1 protein-coding gene (only partly in view) is annotated in these 22,965 nt (G+C 73.6%); it reads right to left on the reverse strand.

What is annotated here, in order from left to right; genetic code table 11:
• Nucleotides 1–22,965: the 3' portion of a preprotein translocase subunit SecA gene (locus KGQ19_RS02505; RefSeq protein ID WP_307856325.1), read on the reverse strand. Its footprint extends 7,962 nt past the window's final position; only the last 22,965 of its 30,927 coding nucleotides appear in the window; its start codon lies off the right edge, out of view; the stop codon is at nucleotides 1–3.

Below are 22,965 nucleotides of genomic sequence, written 5' to 3' on the forward strand. Positions count from 1 at the left end.
TCACGGCGCCGCGCCCTCAAGACGGTGGATGAGCTTGTCCACTTCGGCCGACAGCCTCGGCACCTGGAATGCGGACTGGCCGGGCAGCCGGGTCCCGAGCTCGGCGAGGTGCTGCCGCAGCCGGCGAAGGGCGGCGATCGCCTGGTCGCGCAGCTCTCGCACCCGCGCGGGCGCCGTCTGCCCGCCGCCGCCGCTGACGGCCTGGAGCCCGCGCAGGATCGGCGCGGCGACGCCGAGCGTCGCGATGGTCCCGGGCTCCGCCTTGCTGATGCCGTCCAGCTGGGCGATGGCGGTGAACAGGCCTATCGGGTCCTGCGATTCCGCGGCGGCGAGCAGTCGGGCGGCCAGCCGCCGCTCTCTCGCGGCGGCGCCGGAGTCCTTGGCGGCTGCTTGGGCTTCGGCCTCCGCGTAGACGGCTCGCGCCAGGTCTCCCAGTTCGCGGTAGCCGGCCCGGAAGTCCGCCGGGGTCCGCATCAGCGGGCGCACGGCGCGCATCTCCACGACCGCGGCGGCCGGATCCAGGCGCGCCTTGGCCTTGCGCATGATGCCGCTCTTCGGCCCCGGGTTGGTGTCCATCTGGGCGAAGTCTGTGCGGACGTTGAGCACTTCTGACTGGCTCAGGATCTCCGCGACGGGTTTCAGGGCGTTGTCGATGTAGTCCGCGAGGCTCGCGCGGTCGTTCGTGCCGACCCGGAAGCGCAGGGGCCGCTCGCGGTCGTCGACTTGTGCGGCCCTGAGGTGGTCGTCGAAGCGTCGCTTGATCTGCTCCGCGTTGTCCGCGAGGAACTTCTTGGCCGACTTCGAGAGCCCTTCCCGCAGGCCGCTGAGCGAGGTCCGGGACGCGGTCAGCGAGTAGTTCTTGGTGTGCACGCCGGTGTTGTCGATGGGTGCGGCGATCGCGGCGGCCTGGGTGTATGCCAAGGCCAGGAAGCCGCGTACCTCGTTGACGGTCTTGTCCGAGCCGAACAGGTCCAAGGCGAAACCGGGGACGTCGACTCCGCTGAACTCAGGGCGGTGCTGCTTGGCGAACATCGCCGCGAACTCGGTGCCGATCTCGCGGCCGGCCAGCGCATACCGCCCGGCCTGCACGGTGATCGGGCGTCTGGGGTCTGTCTTGGTCTCCGCGAACTGGATGAGCCGATACAGGCCGGACAAGGGAACGCCGACGGTGTAGTGCGTGTAGATGCGAGTGCCCGCGCCGCCGGCCGGACCCACGTGCGATTTGACGGTCGCACCCGCGAAGGCGTTGGTCGGCCTCCCGCCGGCTGCCGCGAGCCACTCAGGCGTGAAGATCCTCTCGATGGGTTGGCCGGCGGAGTCCGGTCCGTGGCCCGCGGTCGCCTCGTGAAGTCTGGCCACCACGGCCTCGATGGCGGCCAGGACCTGGTCCTCGGTGAGTCTTCCCACGTCACCGCGGACGACCACGCTGGGCTTGGTGATCAACTCCAGGATCCGGGCGCGCCGGCCGTCGAAGTGTGCGTGATCCGTCATGACCTTGATGGCGGGCGTCTCCAGAAGGGTGACGTCGTACTCGAACGACGTCGTGCTCTCCGGGATGATCACCTCGAAGTCGCGCATCTCCGCCTCCCCGCCCATCGCCGAGACCTGCGGGTGGGTGTGCCGGTCGAGCATTGCGAGCGCCACCGATGAGGACTCCACGGCCCGCGTGAGCGCCCCCGGGTCGGCCTTTCCGGTCGGTTCGATGACCAGGGCCCGGGCTTCGACCAGCGGTGCGGCGGACCGGGTGTGGTCCAGGAGCCGCGCGTCGGACCCGGCGGTCAGGTCGAGCAGGCGGGGACGGCCATCGGTGGGGTTGTAGACCGCGGTGGCGTGGCCGGTGCCGGCGCGGGTGACTCCTCGGGTCACGACCAGGGCCAGCCGGCCCCGGACCTTCCCGACCGCCGTTGTCACGTCCTCCCACGCGGTGACCGGCGTCCAATCCGCTGCTGTGACCCGCTCGTTCCCGACGGTCCTGAGTCCGAGCGCCGCGTGGTCCAGCGGTCGGGTGCTGAGCGCGCTGCTCTCCTGGCCCGCGGCCTCGGGCCCGAGGCCGCCGAACACCTGCCGTCGCAGTTCCCTGACGAACAGTACGCACGCACCCGGAACGTCGTCCTGCGCGATCTCCGTGCGGGCCACGGCGGCGGCCGCGTCCGCCTTCGCCTGCTCCAGGTCCGCCGGCGTGAGGACCCGGTCGGAACGGGGCGTCGTCAGATCCCTGTGTTGCGCGGCGTTGTCGGGCGCCTGCAACCGAGCGCGCCGAGAACGCTCCCCGAGCCAGTCCCCGTCGGCGTCGCCGATCACCGGGTTCCCGGCGGCCGGGTGCAGCAGCTCGGCGACGTCCGAAGGCAGGATCCGGTCGAGTCCGGGCAGGCCGGTTCCGCGCGCCGCGTCGTCCGACGCGGAGTAGGTCACGGCCCGAAGGCGGGCGCGCAGCACGGGGTGGGCGGCCAGGAACCCGAAGGCGGCCCGCCAGACCGATTCCGGGTCGTGGTGGATGGCCACGGCCCTCGCGATCTCGGTCAGGTGCAGATCGCCGTTGCGGTTGTACAGGCTGCGGGCCATCGAGTGCACCACTCGCTGGGTGAACAGCAGGGTGTCAGCCTTCGACCAGGAGCGGGCCAGCCGTTCTTGCGGCGCCTGCCAACTGCGATCCGAGCCGCTGCGGATCCCGCGCACGCGGGGTGCGCTCTCGCGGGTGAACCCGGCGGCCTCGATGGAGTCGTAGGTGACGCCGGGTCCGCTGCGGAACATCACGGAGCGGCGTTGCAGGCTCGCGTCGTGGGCGGTGCGCTGCGCGTTGCGGGCGAACAGCTCCGCCTGGTTCAGGTCGTAGTTCGTCCGCAGTCTGTCTGCGTACAGATCGACCAGGTGATGGTCGGGGACACCCGCGAAGATGTCGTTGGTGATCTCCCCGGTCCTGGAGGCGCCTATGGCGAACGTGGCCGCGGTGCCGCCGGCCGCGATGTCGACCAGACTGTCGAGCGAGTCGATCTGGTTGTCGCCGTCGGTGTACAGCCCGCCCGCCTGTTCCAGCCATACCCGGGCGTTGTCCGACGCGGCGGCGTAGCCGGCGCCGGTCTGCTTGGCCAGCTCGGTCTGGACGAACCGGCGCAGCGGCGAGTCGGGCCGGGTGGCCGACAACTCGAAGAAGTCGACGAGGTGTACGCCGCTGTCCGCGGCCCACTGCAGGAGGTACCAGTCCGACCGGGCGGGTTCGTGGACCGGCGCCTGGTCCAGGCCGCGTACCGCGCGCAAGGCCTCGCGGGGGCGGTCCAGGACCATCACGAAGGTCGCCTGATCGCCGAATTCCCGCGCCGCCGTGCGGAAGTTGTTCCACGCGCCCGCCGACGCCCCGGTCGGCCGGAAGGTCCCGCCGAACCAGCTGGACTGCACCAGCATCGGCACCTGGTTCGTCCCGGTACCACGGCTGTACGTGCCCTCGGCCACTCGCCAGCCGCGCGGATCCAGCTGCGCGGCGCTGACGTCGCGGGCCATGTCCAGCAGCCGGAGCAGGTGGACGGACTCGTCCACGCTGATGCCGGAGTAGTCGTACACCGGCCCGTCGGCCTGTCCGCGGCGGCGCAGGAATGCCGGGACCGGGGCCGGATCGAGCAGGCCGAACAGGTCCGGCCCGAGCGGATGCTCGAAGCCCGGGTCGACCGGACGCGCTGAGCGGTGCAGGTCGGCCAGAAGCGCTTCGGACCCGGTGTAGCCGAGTCCGTTCTCGACGCGCGCGGCCAGGCCGGCCAGGACCTGGCGCAGCCGGGCCGCCGCCGGTCCGCGCAGCGGCAGCCGGTCGCCGGTTCTCTTCCCGGATGTCCAAGCATGTAGCGCCTGTTCCACCGCCCGGCGGCCCTGCACGTCCTGAGCCAGATTGCCCGGATCACGCTCCAGCGCGCCGGCCCAGCGGGCCAGTGCCGTGTCGATCGCCTTGACGGCGTCGGAACGGCGCCGGAGCGGGAACGTCGAGTCGGCCAGCCACTGCCGGCGAACGGCCTGTGCCTGCCGGGCGTCCGTGGCGGCCGCGGCACGCCACGGTACGGCGGGGAGTTCGTCCTGCGGTGTGTCAGCCTCCGGCATCGGTATCGGCATCGGGGTCAGGGTCGGGGTCCTGCTCGGCTGCGGCTCGTCGGGTTCGCGCGCCGGGGTACCTTCCAGGGGGTCGGGCAGGCCGAATCTGACGAGCTGTCGCCTCGCGGCCTGCACCTCGGTCTCGGCCTCGGCGAGCATGCTGCCGTCCCCGGCCGCCCTGGCGTGCTCGATGCGGGCGAAGGCGTCGGACCACACGTCGAGGGCGGCTGCCTGCCGGTCGTGGAAGTCCGGTGCCTGCGGGTCGGCCGGTTCGAGCAGATCGGTGACGGTCTCGGGCGCCGGCTCGGTCTTGGGCGTCGGCTCGGGTTCGGGCGCCGGTTCCTGGACCTGATCTGTTACCACCGGCGCCACCGCCGCCGCCCGCGCCGCGTCGAACGAAGCCGCATCGGACGTCGTGTGTACCGGGTTCGCCGGGTCGAACAGGTAGTGCTCCAGGGCCACCGCCCGCTCGTTCTGGTACCGCACCAGGGCGATATCTACCGGTCCTTGAAGGCGCAGGGCGAGGTCCCGCGCCGTGCGCAGCGCGGAGTCGGCGAGAGCCTGTCCGGCGGCGCCGGGGTCGGCGACATCGGCGACCAGCCGCAGCGGGTCGGCCGTGGTCGGGGGCTGAGTCGACCGGGCGGCGGCGATCTGGTCGGCAGTCTGGTTCCACGCCGCCGTATCCGCCGGGAGCGGGATCGCGTGCGGGTGGACGACCTGGGTGGGGAAGTCCTGTGCGGCCTGGACCGCCCAGCCTTCGGGGAGCAGGCCCTCGAAGTGCTCGCCGGCTTCGATGCGCACCGCGAAGTCGCGGGGGCCGGTGACGACATAGTTGAAGTCGCCGCCATAGGCGTAGGTCTGCGCGGTGAACTGTCGGTTGTACTCCACGTAGTCGCCGCTGGACCCCTCGGCGGACTGCGAGCGCCGCACCGAGGACTCGGCCACCTCGGGGATCCCCGAGCCGCTGGTCGTGCCGCCGCCGGGGCCCGCGCCGAAGGACCACGCCTTGGCGCTGTCGTAGGAGTAGAAGGGTTCGTCGGCGCGCTCGGTGAACGTCAGTCCGCTGTACTTGGCGGCTGTGCCCTTCGGCCGGAGTACCGAGACCTGGACGCCCAGGCGCAGCGGCTCGCGGCCGGTGGACGGTAGCGGGAACCGGGCCTGGAAGAGCAGCCGGACGTTGTTGCGCACGTTCCGGTTCGTCAGCGAGGTGGCCAGCAGCAGACCGCGGTCGGTGGTCGGGGTGTAGGCGGCGAGGTGCGGTGCCAGCGGCCCGTTGAGGTGCTGGACGTACTCGGCGGCCCTGTCCCGGGCCAGGGTCGCCGCCGGCGCCCAGTCGGCGACCCGGGCCAGGCCGGGGAAGGCCACCGGCTGGAGCCGTTCGGCGAGGTAGTCCTCGACGACACCGGGCCGGGCCGCGTCCGGGCCGATGAGTTCGATCCCCGGTGTGGGCCGGGCGGCTGCGGCCGCGGTCGTGACCGCGACCGTTGTCTGCACCGTCGGCGGCCCGGCCTCGGTGAAGTTCCGGGGAATGACCGTCCGCATCGCCACCTTGCTCGGCTGCCCGGTGGCCGGGTCGTCCGTCGAGTCGATGGTCACCACCGGCTTCTTCGGCTCCGGGGAGACGCCGATGTCCGGGAACCGCCGGAGCGGCTCCGGCAGCTCCTGGTCGGCGAAGATCTCGATCCTGACGCTCAACCGGTTGGCGAACTCCTCGCCCTCGCCGTCGGTGTGGTGGGCGGTGTCGGCCGGATCGGCCCCGGCCGCGGGCGTCCCGACCGCCGCGGCCACCCTGCGGATGTCGCGGATGACGGCGCCCTCGCCGACCGTTTCGGAGACTTCGTACTCGCGGGCGATGTGCAGGCCGCCGGCGTTGTAGGTCCGGCCGTCCCTGCCGTACAGCCCGGCCGCCTTCAGCGCGGTCTCGGCGCTGAGCGAGTGCGTCGTGCTCTCCGCGCTCTGGAGCAGCGACTGCCCGCCGAGCGTGACGGTCGCGCGGTCCCGGGTCCGCAGGTGCTGGAACCCCTCCGGCACCGCCGTCACCACGATGGCGACCCGGCGCGTGCGCCCGCCCCACTTCGGCAGCTCGGCCCGGTGGATGATGCCGACGTCCAACAGGTCGTGCGGGTGGGCCTTGAGCTCCGCGGCCTCGAACTTGCCGGCCAGCGCGCGCCAGGTGTCGGTCGCGTCGTTGAGGAACCGCTCGTCGATCAGATCCGCCGCGAGCAGTCCGGCGCGGATCGCTCCGACGATGCCCGGCCCCTTGGCCAGGATGGACCGGGTGCCGCCGGCGTCGATCCGGAACGTCACCGCGGTGTCGTCGAACTGTGTCACGTAGCCGGCGCCGAACGCCGCGTCCTGGCGAGCGACATGGAACCTCCGCAGCGCCGGCGGGCCGGGCTCCAGATGGCCCGGGGTGCCGGCGCGCGCCAGGTCGTCGCGCAGTGTGTGCGACATCGACAGTTCCGCGGCGTTCTCCACCAGGAGCCGGGCGCTCTGCGTGGTCGGCGTGTACTCGGTGGCAGAACCGGTCAGCTCCCGGGCCGCCCAGGTGATCAGGCCGGTGTCCACCGGCTGCCGGGTGCTCACCAGCTCCAGGACCAGGTGTGCGCGGCTCATGGTCTGGCCCGCGGTCTCGGTCATCAGCGACACGTCGATGCTGCCGTCGGTGTGTGCCTCGGTGCGGTTCCACAGGTTCGCGCTGACGCCGGCCTCCAGCGCGATCCCGACCCGCGGGGTGCGGGACCGGGGGGAGTCGGCCGGCACCCCGGCGGAGCCGTCATCGCTGTGGCCGGGTTCACCGTGATGCGCGGCCGACTGGAACCGCACCGTCGGGCCGATCGCCGCGTGCAGGCCGCCGGTCCAGGTCGTGGACCCCTCGTCGGTGATCTTCACGTCCGACTCGCTGTAGCTCTCGATGGTCGCCTTCGGCGCGTCGTACCCGGCCTTGGCGTCGCCGGGCAGGAAGAAACCGCGGATCGTCAGGCCGGCGGCGACGTTCGCGCGCAGCGGGTTCAGCCGGTGCTGCTTGGGCAGCGGGATCGGGATGCCGCGTTCGCTGAGCAGCCGCTCCAGACCGGAGCGCAGCACGCCCTCGGTGATGATCTTTTGAACCTCGGCGACGTACTCCGGGTCCTGGAACAGGTGCGCGTCGTCCGGGAACTCCTCGGCGGCGTGCGTGGTCACCAGGTTCGACGCGATGCGGACGGTGTCGGCCAGCCCGGTGAAGGTGGCGTGCAGGCCGTCCGCGCCGCTGACCGCGAACGTCAGGCGCCCCGGATGCGCGGCCAGGTCTTCGAACTCGGCCTCGGTGAGCAGCGTCGTCCGGCCGGCGGTGGCTGCCACATCCCAGAACGCCTGGCGGTAGTCGGCGCTCGCCGCGTCGGCCGCGGCGGGGCGGAACGCGGGATGGACGATCGCCGGCAGCCGGACGCCGTCGCCGCTGATGATCCGGCCGACCGAGCGGGAGACGGGCCCGGTCAGGGTCCTGCGGGTCTCGGTCACCCGGATCTCGTAGCGGACGCGGTATTCGGGCCGGGCCGCCTCGGCGTTCCCCCCGCGCATCCGGGCATAGCCCTTCACGGCGTCGGAGACGGACAGATGGTCGGTCCGGCTCCGGCCGAAGCCGGCTCCGAGGTCGCCGATCTCGATCGCGAGGTTCGTGTGGGCGGGCTCGACGCGCACCGCCGCGCCGGCCTCGCCGCCGAGCGACCAGCCGCGGATCACGTCCTGCGTGCCCGACCGGGTCCCCTTCACCTGGTGGTCGATGGCGACGTCGGGCTCGGTCCGGACGACGTCGTCCCGATCGAGCAGGACCTGCGTGACCGAGACGTCGTACCGGCGGCCGCCGTGCCGGAACGACTCGTGCAGGCCGGCGTCGAAGCCGCGGTCCCGCGCGCCCCGGAGCTTCGGCACGCTGAACTGCACTTGGAGGCGCTTGAGGAGCTTGAACCGCTCGTAGGCCGGGAGCAGTTCCCGTCGCGCTGCCTCCCGCGCCACCCGGGTGTCCGTCGTGGCCCGCGTGGGCTGCGGCAGGGGACGCGCGGCACCTGCGGCACCGGCCGCCGGGTCGGCGCCGCGGCCCGGCCGGAACACCGGGCTGCTCGCGTCGACGAGATCGTGGACCAGGTTCACGATCGTGTCGTGGACGCGCTCGGCGCCGGGCAGTTCCTTGGTGGCGGCGCTGCCCAGTCCGATCCCGGCGATCAGTTCCGGGGTCTCGGTCAGCGGATCGCCCGGCCGCAGCGCGCGGCGCGGGCGGCCGACCACCGCGCCGGTCGAGAGCCAGCCCACTGATCTGGTCAGGCTCAGGTCCCGCCACAGCGCGTACTCCTCACGCACCGGGGCCGAGGCGTCGACGCTCTCGGGCCGCACCATGGTCGCGGTCCGGGCCCCGGCCGGACCGCGCAGGGCGAACACCGCGCGGGCGTTGAGATCGCGCTGGATGACGCCGTTCTCGGCGACGATCCGGATGTCCCGGTCGGTGACCAGCGCCGCGAGGAGATCGCTGACCGGCAGCGCTTCCAGGCCCGCGCCGTCCTGCTCCATCGCGCGGGCCAGGCCGTCCTGGGCGGCCAGCCGCTGTCCCGCCGTCAGGACGCTGATTCGGTCGACCGCCGCCCGCAGCTGTGCCGCGGTCGGCGAGTCCGGATCGACCACGAGTTGCAGGCCGCCGCGGGCCGCGACGCGCAGCAGGTCGGCCGCGGCTTCCCGGGACGGGAGCGCGTCCGTTCCCCAGGGCCGGACCGCGCCGGGCTGCCACCCGTGCACGATCAGACCCGCCGGGTTGATGACGAAGCCCTCCGCGGGCAGGTCGGTCCGGCCCAGAAGCCGGGCCGGGCCGGTGCCCGTCGCGGTGACGCGGAGCCCGTCGTGCCGGCTGAGGGCGTCGAGCGCCTGCACGGTGGCCCTGGTGGGCGTGGCCGCCGCGTTGTCGGCGACGACCGCGATCGGCCGGGGGGCGGCCCCGTCGTCGGCGGCGAGCCGGTCGAGGTCGGCCACGGTGCGCAGCACCGGCCGCACGGGCTCGCGGACCGCGCGGCGTCCGGCGCGTGCGGGGTTGGCCGACACGCTGCCGCCCTGACCGCTCCAGCCGGAACCGACGCCGTCGCGGTCGAGGTGGTAGCCGGCGGTCAGGTCCGCGGCGTGCGGGTCGCCGGGCTGCGCGGGTTCGGTCCGGACCGTCACCGGGGCGCCCCGGAGTTCGATGGACTCCTGCCGCGCGGGCGGCCCGGTGACGCCCGGGTCGGCGGCCTCGAAGAACAGCCGGCTCGGTCCGCCGCCCCGCCCCGGGTCCGCGGCCTGGAAGACCCGGACGTCCCGGCGGGCCTGGAGGGCGGCCAGGGCGACTTGGTCCGGGACACTGAACCTGTGGTCGTGGCCGACGTGGAGGGCGAGTGGACCGGGCCGGTCGGCGAGCCAGCGGAGGAAGGCGTCCAGACCGTCGGCGAACCCGCCCGGCGGGAAGGCCCGTCGCGGGCCGAACCCTGGCCGGGCGGCCGGGCGCCGCCGGGGGAGCAGGGACCTGACACCGAACGGATCGGCGGTCGCCGTCCCGAGCCGTCCCGGCGCCGGTGCGGGCTCGCGCTCCAGATCCAGGCCGATTCCGGTACCGCTGCCCGCGGGCAGCGCGGTGAGCGCCCGTACGAAATCGGCCGCCTGGTGCTCGGGAACCTGGAGCTCGGCGTGCAGGTCGGCGGAGAAGGCCGGTGCCGGATCGCTGACCAGAGCCCGCCGGCCCAGGTCGGGAGCGAGCCGGCGGGCGGCCTGGATGTCGCCCCCGACCCGCAGGACCACCTTGAACCGCCGCTGCGGGCCGTTGTGGATGACGGCGGTCTTGGCCTGGCCCTGGATCCGGGAGCCGGTGCTGTGCGAGGACCAGAACCCCACGGCGGCCGGGTTCGCGCCGATCGCGACCCCGCCGGCCGTGACCACCTCGACCCCGGCCTTGAACCGGGTGCTCTGGCCGTGGCCGGTGGAGTTCCTCACGGTCACCGTCTCGGCGATGTCGTTGCGGATGCCGCCCTCGGTCGACGTGCCGTGGTCCTGGATCGCCACCAGCACCGCGCCGAGCCGGACGAATCCGGCGAAGCCGCGGGTCTTGAGGAAGTTCGACGGCAGCGCCCGCGTGAACAGGTATTGGCTGCGGTCGCGCAGCGACTTCTCGTCCAGCACTTCGGTGGTGGCCGCGCGCAGCACGCCGGGCGCGTTCTGGGCGGAGACCGCCTTGGACGCCAAGAGGGCTTCCAGGAAGGCCTCCTCCAGCGGCGTCGTGTCCACGGCCCCGAGGGCGTAGTCGAAGCCTTCGACCGCCGCCGGGTTCGTGACCGGCAGCCGCCCGGGCGCGGCCGGGTCGGGTATCGGATCGGGCAGCGGATCGTGCAGCGGGTCGGGCACGAGATCGTGTACCGGGTCGGGGGCGTAGGCCTGCGGGTGGCTGACCGTGAGGACCTTGCCGGCGGCGATGTGGGAAGCCGAGCTCGTGCGGCCGTCGGAAGTCCGCACGCTGATTTCGATCCGCACCGTGTGCAGGACGTCGGCGCGGGAGGAGTTCGTGGCCCGGTTGCCCGACTGGAGTTCGTCGGCCAGCCCGTGGCTGTCGTCGTAGGAGGTACCGGCGGCGATCCGGACCGAGGGGATGATCACCGAGACCGCGCCGGTCAGGCTGTGGAATATGTCCGCGGCCAGACTCCGGCCGCCGGCGACGGTGATGCCGCTGCCCTCTTGGAAGGAGGTGTCGCCGTACTTCGAGCGGTAGGTGGACAGCACCGGGTCGGCAGGCGCGCTGACCGGGGCTTCGGCCTCGCCGGACAGCCGGAACCGGATCCGCGCGACCGCCTCCCGGTCCGCGACGGACAGGCCGGAGCGCAGCAGGGCACCCCACCGGTCTGCCTCGACCGACTCCAGCGCGGTCCGGATCTCGCGGGTCAGGGACGTGCGAAGCCCGGGCGAGAGCAGGTTCCCGGCGCTGTGGGTGGGCAGCGTCGTGTGACCGTCGGCGAGGGTCACACGGCCGCGATCGAAGGCCCGGAGCGCCGCCGCCGCTATCGCCGCCGGGTCCGCCGGCCGGGTGGCCGCCACCACGTCCAGGTCGCCGAGCGCGTGGACGCCGTCGGTGGCGCGCGCGTACCAAGGCACCTTCGACGGGTACGGCGGCGGCTCCTCATCGAGTGCGTCTGCGGGCGGATGCTCGCTCTCCTGCGCGGGGTCCGGCCGCTGTTCGCGCACGATCACCGGATCGGGGATCCGGCGGCGCGGCGGTGCCGAGCCGGCGGGCTGCTTCCCCTTGGCGTCCGGATCGTCGAGGCCGAGCACCTCCTCGACGACTGTCACCAGGTAGTCGACGTTCCCGTCGTCGGCGGGCTGCCCGAGGAGCAGCGGCAGGTGCTGGTCGGGGGAGGGCTGCCACTCGATCAGCGGCAGCCGGGCCCCCGGCGCCCGGCGCGCGGTGATCTCCTGCTCGTGCGTCAGGCGGGGCAGGTCGTCCCGGCCGGTCAGGAGGTTCTGGACCGCCGGGAGTTCACGGCCGTCCCAGGAGACGTGGTTCTCCAGCCAATCGCCGAGCTGCGCGGCCGCGGTGGGCGAGGTGAGGTCGATCCGCGTCGCGGCCTGGATGGCGTCCGCGTCGTGCCGGCCGGCCAGCACGGCCGCGAGGCGGTCGGCGGTGGTGGGCCCCGGCCGCGCCGGTGTGCTTCGGTCGGTTCCGCCCAGCGAGCCGGTGTACCGCCCGACGCCGCGTTCGGTTCCCATCTGCTGAGCCAGCAGCGTCGCCGCTTGCAGGCCGTTGTCTTCGAGCTCGTACAGGACCCGGTCGACCGCCGCGTTGTACACCTCCGACGCAGTGCCGGGGCCGTAGTGGTTCCATTCGTCCACGAGGTCCATGGCGATCTGCATGTCGTCGGCCGGCCGGGGCGCCTCGGACCCCTCGGCGGCGTCCCCGAGGGAGGATCCCGGCTCGAACAGGGACGCGGCGTCGGCCGCGTACGAGGGCCGGCTGAGCCGGGTGAGCGGATCCTCGAGTAGGTTCTCGTGCTCGGTCCGGAAGACCCGCAGGCCGTCGGAGTCCGGGACCAGCAGACTCCAGGGCGCGGGGGCGCTGCCGGGCGCGGGGTGCAGCAGGCCGCTGGTCGCCAGCACCTGGTGCTGGGTGAGCATGGCCAGCGCCTCCGCCGCCGTCGGGCCGCCGGCGCGCGCCGCGTCCCCGCGGTCCGCGGCCAGGACCAGGGTCCGGCCCCGCAGGTCGCGGCTGCCCAGCACCTGCTCCACGAACTCGGCGGGCGACAGGACCCGGTCGCCGATGAGGAACCGCCCGTCGTCCGTGACCCGCGTGTCCACCACGAAGACCCCGGCGGACTCGGGACGGTTGTAGGCCTCGCGCAGATCCGCCACGGTGTGGTCGCGGACGCCGGGGATGTGGGTGCCGAGCGTGGAGGCGAAGACCCCGGAGGCGGTGGTCAGCCCGCGCGGGTGGATCAGGCCGTTGCTGAGGGCCGCCTCGGGCGCCATCCCCAGCTCCACCGCGTTCCGCATGTGGTAGGACACGGCGAACTGGCTGCTGCCGGGCAGTCTGAGCAGGTCCCGCCGGTTGCGCGCCTCGACGGTGATGTGCACGATCGCGTCGGCGCCCACCCGCAGCCAGGGCACGTTCCGGTTGTGGGCGACCGACCGGGGCATCGTCTTGAGCACCCCGAAGTCGCTGACGCCCTGGGACCGGCCGAACGAGGCGCTGAGCGAGTCGCTCACGCCGACGTGCCGGTGTGAGTTCGCGGGCTGGTTCGCGGCCGGGCTCCCCGCGGTCTGCGAGGTGCCGCCGTTGACGTTGAACGACAGGCCCGAGGAGGTCGACTCGCCGCGGTTGAACTCGCGGAAGCCGTAGTCCACCGACTCCAGCCAGCCGTGGCTGAAGCCGCGGACCCGCGGGTTCGCCAGCTCGATCCGGATCCTCATGGTGCCGTAGGTGTCGGTGAACGGGCCGCTCTCGCGCACCAGCTCCGGAAGTTCCAGGCCGGACCCGTCCAGCATGAATTCCAGCTGCCGGGTGAGCATCGGCTGTGAGAGCAGGTAGTACATCGCGCTGCGGCTGCGGGTCCCGGCCTCGACCAGCCCGGCCACGGAGAACATGTGCACGTGGTCCAGCGGCTGGACGGTCCCGGCGAAGCGCGAGATCACCTCGTCGGCCAGGACCCGGGTCTTGGCGTGGTCGAATCCGAAGGCGAACACGTCGTGCCGCAGCAGGTCGGCACCGGTCACGCCGAACGGCCGCTCGCCGAGCGCGGCGGCGGACGCGCCGGCCCGGACCTCCCGGACGGCCGCCCATTCCGGACCGGGTGCCGGCGGCACCGGCGGGATCGCGTCGTCCCGAAGCAGGTCGCTGGGGACCAGCACCCGCTCCAGCATCGACACGTCGATGTTGGGCCGCGCGCGGCCGGCGTTCCCGACGCCCTGCACCAGTCCGGCGATCAGGCGCGGCGCGCCCAGACCGACGGTGTCGACGGTCCTGGAGGGCAGGATGGTCGTGGTCACGGACACGTTGATCCGGAGCTCGCCGGCGTACCGGTCGGCCTCGCCGGCGGTGAAGTAGGTGTCGCGGCTCGCGTCGGTCGTCATGACCGAGTACCCCTGCCCGGTGGCGGACGACCCCGTGATCCCGATGCCGACCGATCCGCCGGTCAGCCGGCCCTGGTCGGCCACGCCGTCCCGCACCAGCGGGCCGGCGGCGGTCCCGGACGAGTGCGACTTCCCGCGCGAGGACGCCTCGGTCGAGGCGTTGAGCCGGAACAGGTACCGGGAGACGTTCGCGCTGGGGACGTGTTCGAGGAAGAGGTAGCCGCGGTTGTCCGGGTCGCGGGTGGCCCGCAGCAGGATCTCCAGCCGTTCGTTCCCGAAGGCGACGGACCGGGTGGACGACAGGATCAGGCCGGGGCCCAGCATCAGGTCGACCAGGGCTTCCAGCGAGCCGGGGTTGAGCAGGTTGCTGAGTTTGGCGTCGAGGCGGCGTACCGGATCCGGCGCGGGCGCGGCTGCGGTGGGGTCCGCCGGGTCGGTGCGCCCTTCCTGCACGGTCCAGTAGCTGTCGAGCATCGCCGGGGCGTGCTGTTCCACCAGATGGCGCACCGCGTCCAGCAGCGGATTGCCCTCGCCGGTGACGTCCAGGGCCGGCAGGCCCCCGGCGGCGTCGGCGGACTGCGGGGCCGGCATCACCCGCTCGGACACGCCGGGCCCGAGGAGCAGCGGGACCCACGGCACGTGGGCGTCGCTGCCGGGCGTGGCGGGCACCGTGGGGACCTCGTGCGGCCGGACGCCGCCCCCGGCACGGCCGGCCGGCATCCCGTCGCCGTCGTGCGGGGCGGCGGTGCGCAGGGCCGGTACGACGCCGGGCGGCGCCGGAGCGAAGTACAGCAGTCCGCCGTCGCGCCGCGGGTCGGTGACCGGGATGGCCAGTCGCAGGAAGCTGATGCCGCCGGGGATGTCGACCAGAGCGTGCGCCTGGTGCGGGGCGCTGATGCCGAGCATGTTCGTCCGCGAGGTCACGACCGAGATCCGCCAGAGCATGTCGGCGGTGTGCTCGTGGTACACCCGGCTGCCCTGGGTCAGCCGCCCGGCGGTCGGGGTCAGGCTCCGGCCCCGGCTGGACGACCGCTCGCCGAAGTTCCGGGCGTAGGACCAGGAGGGTCCGGAGGTCTGGGTCCCCGACGGGCGCACGGCGTCCAGGACGCCGAGGCTGAGCGAGGCCCGGAGCGAGTGCGACCTGGACCGGCTGGCCGTGGCGCTGACCGAGCCGTTGCCCTCGGCCACGTGCATCTGGAACATCGGGACGGGATCGGCGCCGACGCGGACGTTGTGCGGGAAGCCGGTGAGCGTGATGTCGACGCGGCGGTTGTAGAGCGATCCGGCGACGACCAGGGTCTGCTGGATCTGCGACGGTCCGCGCACCTGCGAGGAGCCCAGCGTCTCGCCGCTGGTGAGCATCGAGATCGTGTCGCGGTAGGTCGCCGCCGGGACGTTGAGCTCTTCGAGCAGGTCCCTGATCTGCGCGGCCAGTCCCTCGCCGCCGAGCACGTCGGTGACCTGGTCGTCCACGGTGAGCGCGGCGTGCCCGCCGACGAGGTGGTCCTGGACCCGGGGCGGGGCCACCGTCCTGGATGCCGGGGGCAGCGAACCGCGCCGGCCCGTACCCGTCGTCCGTTGGACCGGGGAGTGGGACCGCGACGTCACGGCGGACTGCGACGGCGAGGGGTCCCCGGCCGGTGACTCGGGCCGGGACAGCGGCGAGGACACCGCCGGCCTCGTCCCCGGCACGGGCGAGGAGGGCCGCGAGGCCGACGGGGTCGAAGGGGGCGACAGGGTCGGCGATGACAGGAAACGGAGCGGCCCCGACAGCCGATTGCGCCCGCGCGAGGAGCGCGTCGTGACCATCGGCGCGGCCGGCTGGGTGTCGACGCGCCGTGGGACGCCCGCCTCTTGGAGCCGCTCGTACTCGATCGCCTCCGCCGGCGCCAGCCGCTCGGCGATGACAAACCGGACCTGGCCGAACTCGATGGTGTGCCGCAGCGTCGCGTCGGCCGGATCCGGCGCCGGATCCCGGGCCGGCGGCGCCGGCCGGCCGACCAGGTTCCGGACCACCGGCGAGATCAGGGAGAGCCGGTCCGGGACGTTCAGACCCCCCTGGTGGCCGGTGGTGACCTCGACGTCGAAGGCGACTCCGTAGTCGAAGCTGCGGACCGGGCCGTTGTACAGGATCGCCTCCAGCATGAAGCCGGACGCGCCGACGTTGAGCGTGTCCGAGGCGTTCCGGTTGTAGCCGTAGCCCAGGGCGCCGCCGACCGTGCGGGTGGGGTCCGCGGTGGAGATGCCGCCGCCGGCCGAGAGCTGCCCGGACAAGGAAACGCCGCTTCCGATGGTGTCGGATCCGCCGTTGCCGGCGAAGGCCGACGGCATGATCTCCAGCTTGGCGGAGCTGTTGCGGCCCTGGCGCAGCGGGACCGGCGGGACCCCGGGCAGGACACGGTGGTAGCGGGCGACGACCCGGACGGTGATGACCTCGTACCCCTCGCGGGCCGGGCGGACGGTCTCCAGCCGGACGCCGCCCTCCTGGAACAGCGCGCTGCCCCAGTTGATCAGGCCTTCCTTGGTGTAGCGCGAGGCCAGCACGGTGCGCAGGTGGGCGATGTCCATCGGGGTCCACGGCAGCGCCCAGGCCTTCGGCGCGTCGGCCTGCTGGACCAGGCGCAGGATCGCCGGCAGCACGTGCTGGGCGCCGGCCAGATGGCTGATCGCGCTGAAGCCGGTGCCGCGGCCGGCGGCCATGGACAGCGGCGGGTGGCGCGGCACGGCGCGCTCGGTGAGTTCCTCGGCGAGGGCGTCGCCGGCCAGGCCCGGGTCGACCGGCCGCCGGTCGGCGTCCTCCTCGTCGATGACGAGCGTCGGGGTGGCCAGCGCCTGGTCGGCGAGCATCGCCTCGAATCGCTCGTGCTGGTGGTACGGCACGCGCAGGAAGACGGTGATGTCGGAGCCGACGGTGCGCTGGGCGGGCAGCCGCGCGGTGGAGTGGCTGTCGCTGGTGTCCACCTGCACTTCCATGCCGAAAGTGGTCCGGTACAGCACGCTCGTGCCGTTGTAGACCAGGCCGCTGATGTGCCCGGAACCGGCGTTGGCGTTGGTGCCCCGGGAAGTGGAGACCGTGCCGGTGGCGCTGAGGGACAGCGACAGACCGCTGTTGCCGCCCATCGCCGCCGACAGCGGGTCGAAGGTGTGGCCGATCGACACCGACGGCAGGGTCAGCGACAGCGAGCCGCCCTCGGAGGACCCCTGCGAGACGTTGACGAAGCGCTGGCTCTCCTCCTTCACCCCGACATCGCCCTCGGTGACCGGCAGCGCGTCGCGCAGCCGGGCGTACACCGTCAGGTGCATCGCCTGGCTGCCGTCGGAGCTGTGGAACCTCGGCGACGTCGATCCGGATCCGGTGATGTCGCTGAACATCCGCAGGACGGAGGCCTCACTGAGGTAGAAGCCGACGCCGTCGGCCAGTGCGGGGTCGGGATCGCGGCCCAGCACGGCGTGCAGCAGCCGATCGCGCACAGTCCGCAGCCCGGAGACGGACTCGGCCTGGTGGAAGAAATGATGCAGGGAGTCCGCCACCCGGTCGGCCGCGGCGTGTACCGGGCCCGGTCCGCCCCGCTCGGCGGCCAGCGCGGCCGGGTCGACGCCGACGCGCGGCCGGCCCAGACGCAGCGGGGTGGGCGGGATCGCGCCGCCGTCCGGCGACCCGGCCGGCACCGACGGCGACATCTCCAGGGGGAACGAGACGCGCACGTTCACCGAAGCCCGCGTCGTCCCGCCGTCGCGGCCGCGGACCGACGCGGTGAGCACCGCACCCCGCAGGTCGAAATAGGCCAGGTGCCCGCTGATCTCGAACAGCCGCTTGGTGGCCGAGACCGCGGCCTCGCCGAAGCTGTCCGTCCGCGCGCTCCCGCCGCTGATCGAAAGGCCGGCCTGGGCCGTGAAGACCAGGTTCGCACCGGGTGGCAGCGCGCCGAAGGCGGTTGTGGCGTTGCCGGACAGGCCCAGCGAGCGGTTGGAGGAGACGAAGCGGCTGCCCCCCGAGGTCGACTCGTGCTGGGACTCGACCATGTGGTGCATCTTCCGGCCGACCGGTTCGTCCCGGGCCGCGTCCGCGCCCGCCTGGCGGACCAGGTCCAGGCTCCCGGGGTCGAGCCTGAGGTAGACGGTGCGCCGGCCGGTCCCGGTGTCGACCCCGATGTCGAAGCCCTCTTCGAACATGCGCTGCATGAAGTCGTGGCTGCCGTGCCGGTCGAGGTGGTCGGCCACGGCCGCCCGCAGGCCGGCCCGGAACGCCGGCGGCAGCCCGTCCACGGCCGTGTGGGCCGTGTCGGCCAGCAGAGCGGCGATCGCGCCGTGGTCGGACAGGCCGATCCCGTCGATGCTGACGAACAGGCCCCGGTTGCCCATCGGGAACTGCGGCACACCCCGGGCGTCGCGCTCGCCGAAGCCGGGCGGCAGGTAGCGGCGCGGGTGCGTCGGCAGGGCCGATCCGGTCTGCCCCGGCCCGGGTTCCGGGGATTGCGCGGACCGGTCGTCGCCTCCGCGCTCGGCCGGGGCGAGGACCCGGCGTGGCATCGAGGGCTCGCCGGCGGAACGGGGACCGGTTGCCCTGGCCTTCCCCCGGTCGCCGGCTTCCGGGACATCGATGAGGTCTTCGATGACGGTGTCCAGGACCGCTCGCAGAGCGTCGAAGACTTCTGTCTCGACGGGCTGGTCGAGCAGCAGCCGCAAATGCTGTCCGGGGGACAGTCCCCACTCGGTCGCGCTCAGGGCGGCGTTCGGCCGCTCGTCCACGACCTGTCTCTGATGCGCTTCCAGCGGCTGGGGCAGGTCGAACGCGGACCGCCGGGAGTCGTCGAGCGCGGGCAGCCGGACCGGGGCGAGCCGGTGGCGGTCCGCGAGCCAGCGGCTGAGGTCGCCGACCGCCCCGCGCGAGCCGAGGTCCAGGCCCGTCGCGGCTTGGACCAGGCGGACGTCGGGCCGGCTGAGCACGTCGTGCAGGAGGGCTTCGGCGTTGGTGACATCCCGGTCGGCGACATCCCGCGTCGCCGGTGCGTCGGCGAGGCGCGAGGATCCCGCTGCGGGCAGTGGTTGAGCTCCCCCTGGGAGGCGGAACCCAGCCGACCGGGGTCTGACCCGCATCTCCGGCTCCGCATGGTTCCGGACTCGCTGGAGTTCCCGCTGCGCGTGGTCGAAACGGTTCATCGCGCGGGCCAGTCGCTCCTCGGCCAGCGAGACGAGGCGGGGAGCCGACGAACTCTGCCCCGCGTCGCGGCGCTCGCGCTCGTCTCCGGCATGCACGGCCGCGTTGGCCTGGATGAGTTCTTCCCGGGCGTGGTCGACCCGGTCGAGGAGGAACTGCGCCTGCGCGTCGAGCCGGCGGACGTCGGAGGAGACGAACCCGGGAGCCTCATCCCGCCTCGCGGGGGATTTGCCCTTGTCCGCCGCCGTGACCCACTGCGTTTCGGGCAGCGAGAAGATCCCGATCCCCTCCAGGGCGGGCAGGGACTCCGCGACCAGCCCCAGCGCGTTCGTCTGGTCCAGCTGCGCAAGACGCTCGTTCGGGGCGGTCTGCACGAACGGGGTCACAACGCTGCGATCGGTGAGCGTGCGCAGGGTGAGCGGCCGGTCGCCGAGCCCGTGGACCCGGTCGACCAGCTCGCCGAGCCGGCCGGCACCCGCCCCCGGGCCGAATACCCGGCGGATCAGGGGCCGCAGATCCTCGGCGTGCAGCGGTCCGCCGTCCCGCGGCCGGCCGCCGGGGAAGGTCTGGTCGAACAGCGCGACCAGCGAACGGAGCGACCGCCACTGCGTCCCGGCGAACGCGTCCGGCCCGACCAGCCGGTCCATCTCGTGGGCCAGGACCCCCAGCTCGACGGCGGCCGCGTGGTCGCCGGCCGGCTCGCGGCCGGCGTCGGCCGATATCCGGTCTCTGAGGTCCGGCCACGGCAGGACACCGGGCGGGAACTCCTCGACGTGGTAGGGGTCGTAGTGCTCGACGACGGCGGCGGCGAGGACGGCGTCGGCATAGTGGTTCCGGACGGCGGCGACGTCGCCGCCGGACCGGATCGCCGCGGCCAGAGGCCGGACCGTGACCGCGTCGATCCCGGTGCCCGGCCGGCCGGTCAGCCGGTCGGCCAGCGGCCACAGGTCGGCCGGGGTGACCATCCCCAGCCGGCGCGGCGCGCCCGCGCCGGTCCGCTGATGGTGTTCCAGAACTGTCGCGACGTCCCGCAGCGAGGCCAGGACGGCCGGATCGGCGGCATACCGGGCCAGACCCGGCGTCCCGTGGATCGCGGCGTGGACCCGCGCGATGTCGATGAGCCAGAACGCGGATTCCGTCCCGCTGTGTTCCGGCAGCCCGACGGCCGACGCCACGGCGGCGCGCGCCGGTGCGGAAGGGGGCACCTCCAGCCGGGATCCGTTGAGGCTGAGTACGGCGGTGCGGTAGACGGTCTCGGCGTCGACGGGTCCGTTGTAGGCCGCCAGCGCCTGCAGGAGATGGCTGAGGTGGTCGGCGGTGACGTCGTCGGGCCAGCTCTCCCCGAGGACGTGGCTCAAGTGCCCCCGGAGGTCCTGCATGGTCACCGGGCCGTTCCGCAGCTCCCGGTGGGTGCGGGAAACGTGTTCGAGCACCTGGTCGAGGTGGGACACGCGCAGCCGGACAGTCCGGCTCCCGAGGTCCGGCATCGAGTCCGCCGCCCCGCCGCGGAGCTCGTTGTACAGGATCACCGCCCGCCGAACCCGGCGCGGGTCCCGCTCGGCCTGCATGGCCGCGGTGAGGGTCCGCAGGCCGGCCCGCTGGGCCGGACCGGCGTCGAGCCCGCGCAGCCACCGATCGGCCTCGATGTGCTCTCGCACGTCGCCGCGGGTGGGCACGGGGATGCGCGCGCGGGTCGCGTCCAGGGCGTCGGCCAGGAGCCGTATGTGCTCCGGAGTCACCGCGCTGATCCCCGGGTCGACCGCGGCCTGGGCCAGCGCCAGCATCTCGGCGCCCGAGAGGCGCAAGAGGCCGGGGTCCACGCCGCCGACGGCGTCCAGGCGGGCCCACGCGTCGAGGGCTCGCAGCTTCCTGATGTCGGCCGCGGGCAGGGCGTCGAAGGTACCCCGGTCGTGCCACCAGCCGGCGTCGTGGGCGAGGGCGACCGCCTGGAGCAGATCGTGCTCGGTCGCGCGGGGACCGAGGTCGGACCGGACCCGCTCGCGCAGTTCGCCGGGCCGGACCGCCAGGTCGCTGGTCGCGGGGTGGAAGTACACTGCGATCTCGCGGGCCAGGATGCCCGGGGTCAGGTGCCGGGTGTCCTGCGTCATCCCCCGCTGCCGCAGCCGGGCCGCGGCCTCCACCAGCCGGTGCAGGTGAGCCTCCCGGACGCTGGCCGCGCCCCGGTTCAGGGTGCTTCGGACCAGGGGCAACAGGTCGTTCAGGGCGGTCGGCCGCACCTCGGCCGCGCCGGGTCGGCCGCTGCGCGCGATGGCCAGGACCGTGCGCAGGTCCTCATGAGCGGCGGCCGGCAGGTCGGCCGTGAACGCCAGGAACACGGTGTCCTGGGCGCGCCTGGTCTCGGCGGTGCCGGGCACCGGCGGGTGCCCCAGCAGCGTGGCGACGTCTTCCGACCTGCCGATCAGTTCCAGTAGCGCGGGCAGCTCGGCGAAGGCGGACTCGCCGGCCAGGGTCGGCAGCGACACCGGCCGGCCGGCGGCCTGGAGCCGGGTCACGGCGGCCAGCAGCCGGTTGAGATGGTCGCTGGTGAGGACCAGCACCTCCGGGTCGTCGACGGCCCGGAGCAGTTCTCTGAGCTGCCCGGCGGTGAGCGCCCCCCAAGGCGAGCGCGGCGACCGGAGCCGGTGCGCCAGCTCGGCGATCTCGTGCGCTTCGCGCAGCTGCTGCCTGCTCGCCGAGTGCGCCGCACCGTGGAAGGCCCGGAACACGGTCCAGGCGTCGTGGACGTGAGCCGCCATGGCCGCGTCGGCCTGGGCCCTGGGCAGGTGCCGCTTCAGCCCGTCCCGGACGCTTCTGAGGGCCCTGACATGGGCCGGAGCCGGGGCGGGGATCGGTGTGTGCCGGCCGGCGGCCCGCACTGCGGCGGGTCCGAGCTCGGGTGCCGGTGCCGGTGCCGGTGCCGGTGCTGGGGTCTGGCCCCGGGCCTGTTCCGGTGCGATGTGCACGCGGTCGGCGCGCTGCTTCCCCTTGCCGGCCGGGTCGGAGTACCCGAGACGGTCCTCGACGATCGAGGCCAGCTCCTGGACTGCCCGCTCGTCGGCGGCCCGGTCGAGCAGGATCCGCAGGTGCTGGCCGGGTGTCAGCTGCCAGTCGCCGGCGGGGATCCGGGCGCCCGGGGCCATGGCCGCGATCGTCTGCTGGCGGGGTGTGGGAGAGGGTAGATCGCTCAGGGCCAGCAGTGGTTCGCCGAGTCCCGGAAGCCGGTCCGGAACGCGCTCGGCGTGCGCCGCCAGCCAGTCGGCGAGGTCCGCGACCGCTGTCGGCGAACTGAGGTCGATGCTTAGCGCGGTCTGGACGCGGTCGGCGTCGTGCCGGTCGGCCATGGTGTCGCGCAGGAGTTCGGCGACGGTGAACGGGACCGGACTGGAGTTCTGGGTCCGGGCTGTGACGGTGGTCGTGGCAGCGGTCGTGCCGGTGAAGTTCGTGAGGTCCGTGGCAACGGTGTCTCCGGTGTCGTCCCGCCCCGCCCCGGGCGTACCGCCCCAGGGCTGCCGGACTCCACGGTCTCGGCCCTGACTCTTGGCCAGGTCGGTAGCGGCGGCCTCGCCGTCGGACAGGAGGCGGTCGTGGACGGCGTCGATCGCCGCCTGGTGTTCCTGCGCCGACTCTCCCGGGGAGTAGTGGTTCCACAGGCGGACCAGATCGACGGCGGTCAGCAGTTCGCGCGTGGGCTGGGGAACCGCGGGGGCCCGGTCCGGCCGCGGTGCGGCGGTGGCCCCGGTCGAGCTGCCCTCGACGAACTCCGGACCGGGGAGGGCCAGCCGCCACGACCACACGGCCGGGGCGTCCGCCTCCTCGGACGCCCGAGACCGGCGGTTCTCCTGCCGGCGCACCGGCGCGGTCGCCGATCCGGACGGGGGGTCGCCCCAGGCCCGGGTCAGCGTCTGTGTCAGCACGTGCCGCCCGGCGTAGGCCGGCTGGTCGGTCCAGTTCGTCCCGATCAGGTTCAGGGCTTGATCCTCGAACTCGAACTTCGCCTTCCGGGACCGCGTGGGCTTGCGGGATTTGAAGTAGTCGAAGGCGCGTTGGAAGTCCGGCCGCTCCTCGACCGAGGACAGGTGCAGCGTGGCCCGGCTGGGGAAGCCGGTCCCGTGGCTCAGGTAGTGGCGGGTCGC

This window comes from Catenulispora pinistramenti (assembly GCF_018274385.1).
GTDB lineage: Bacteria > Actinomycetota > Actinomycetes > Streptomycetales > Catenulisporaceae > Catenulispora > Catenulispora pinistramenti.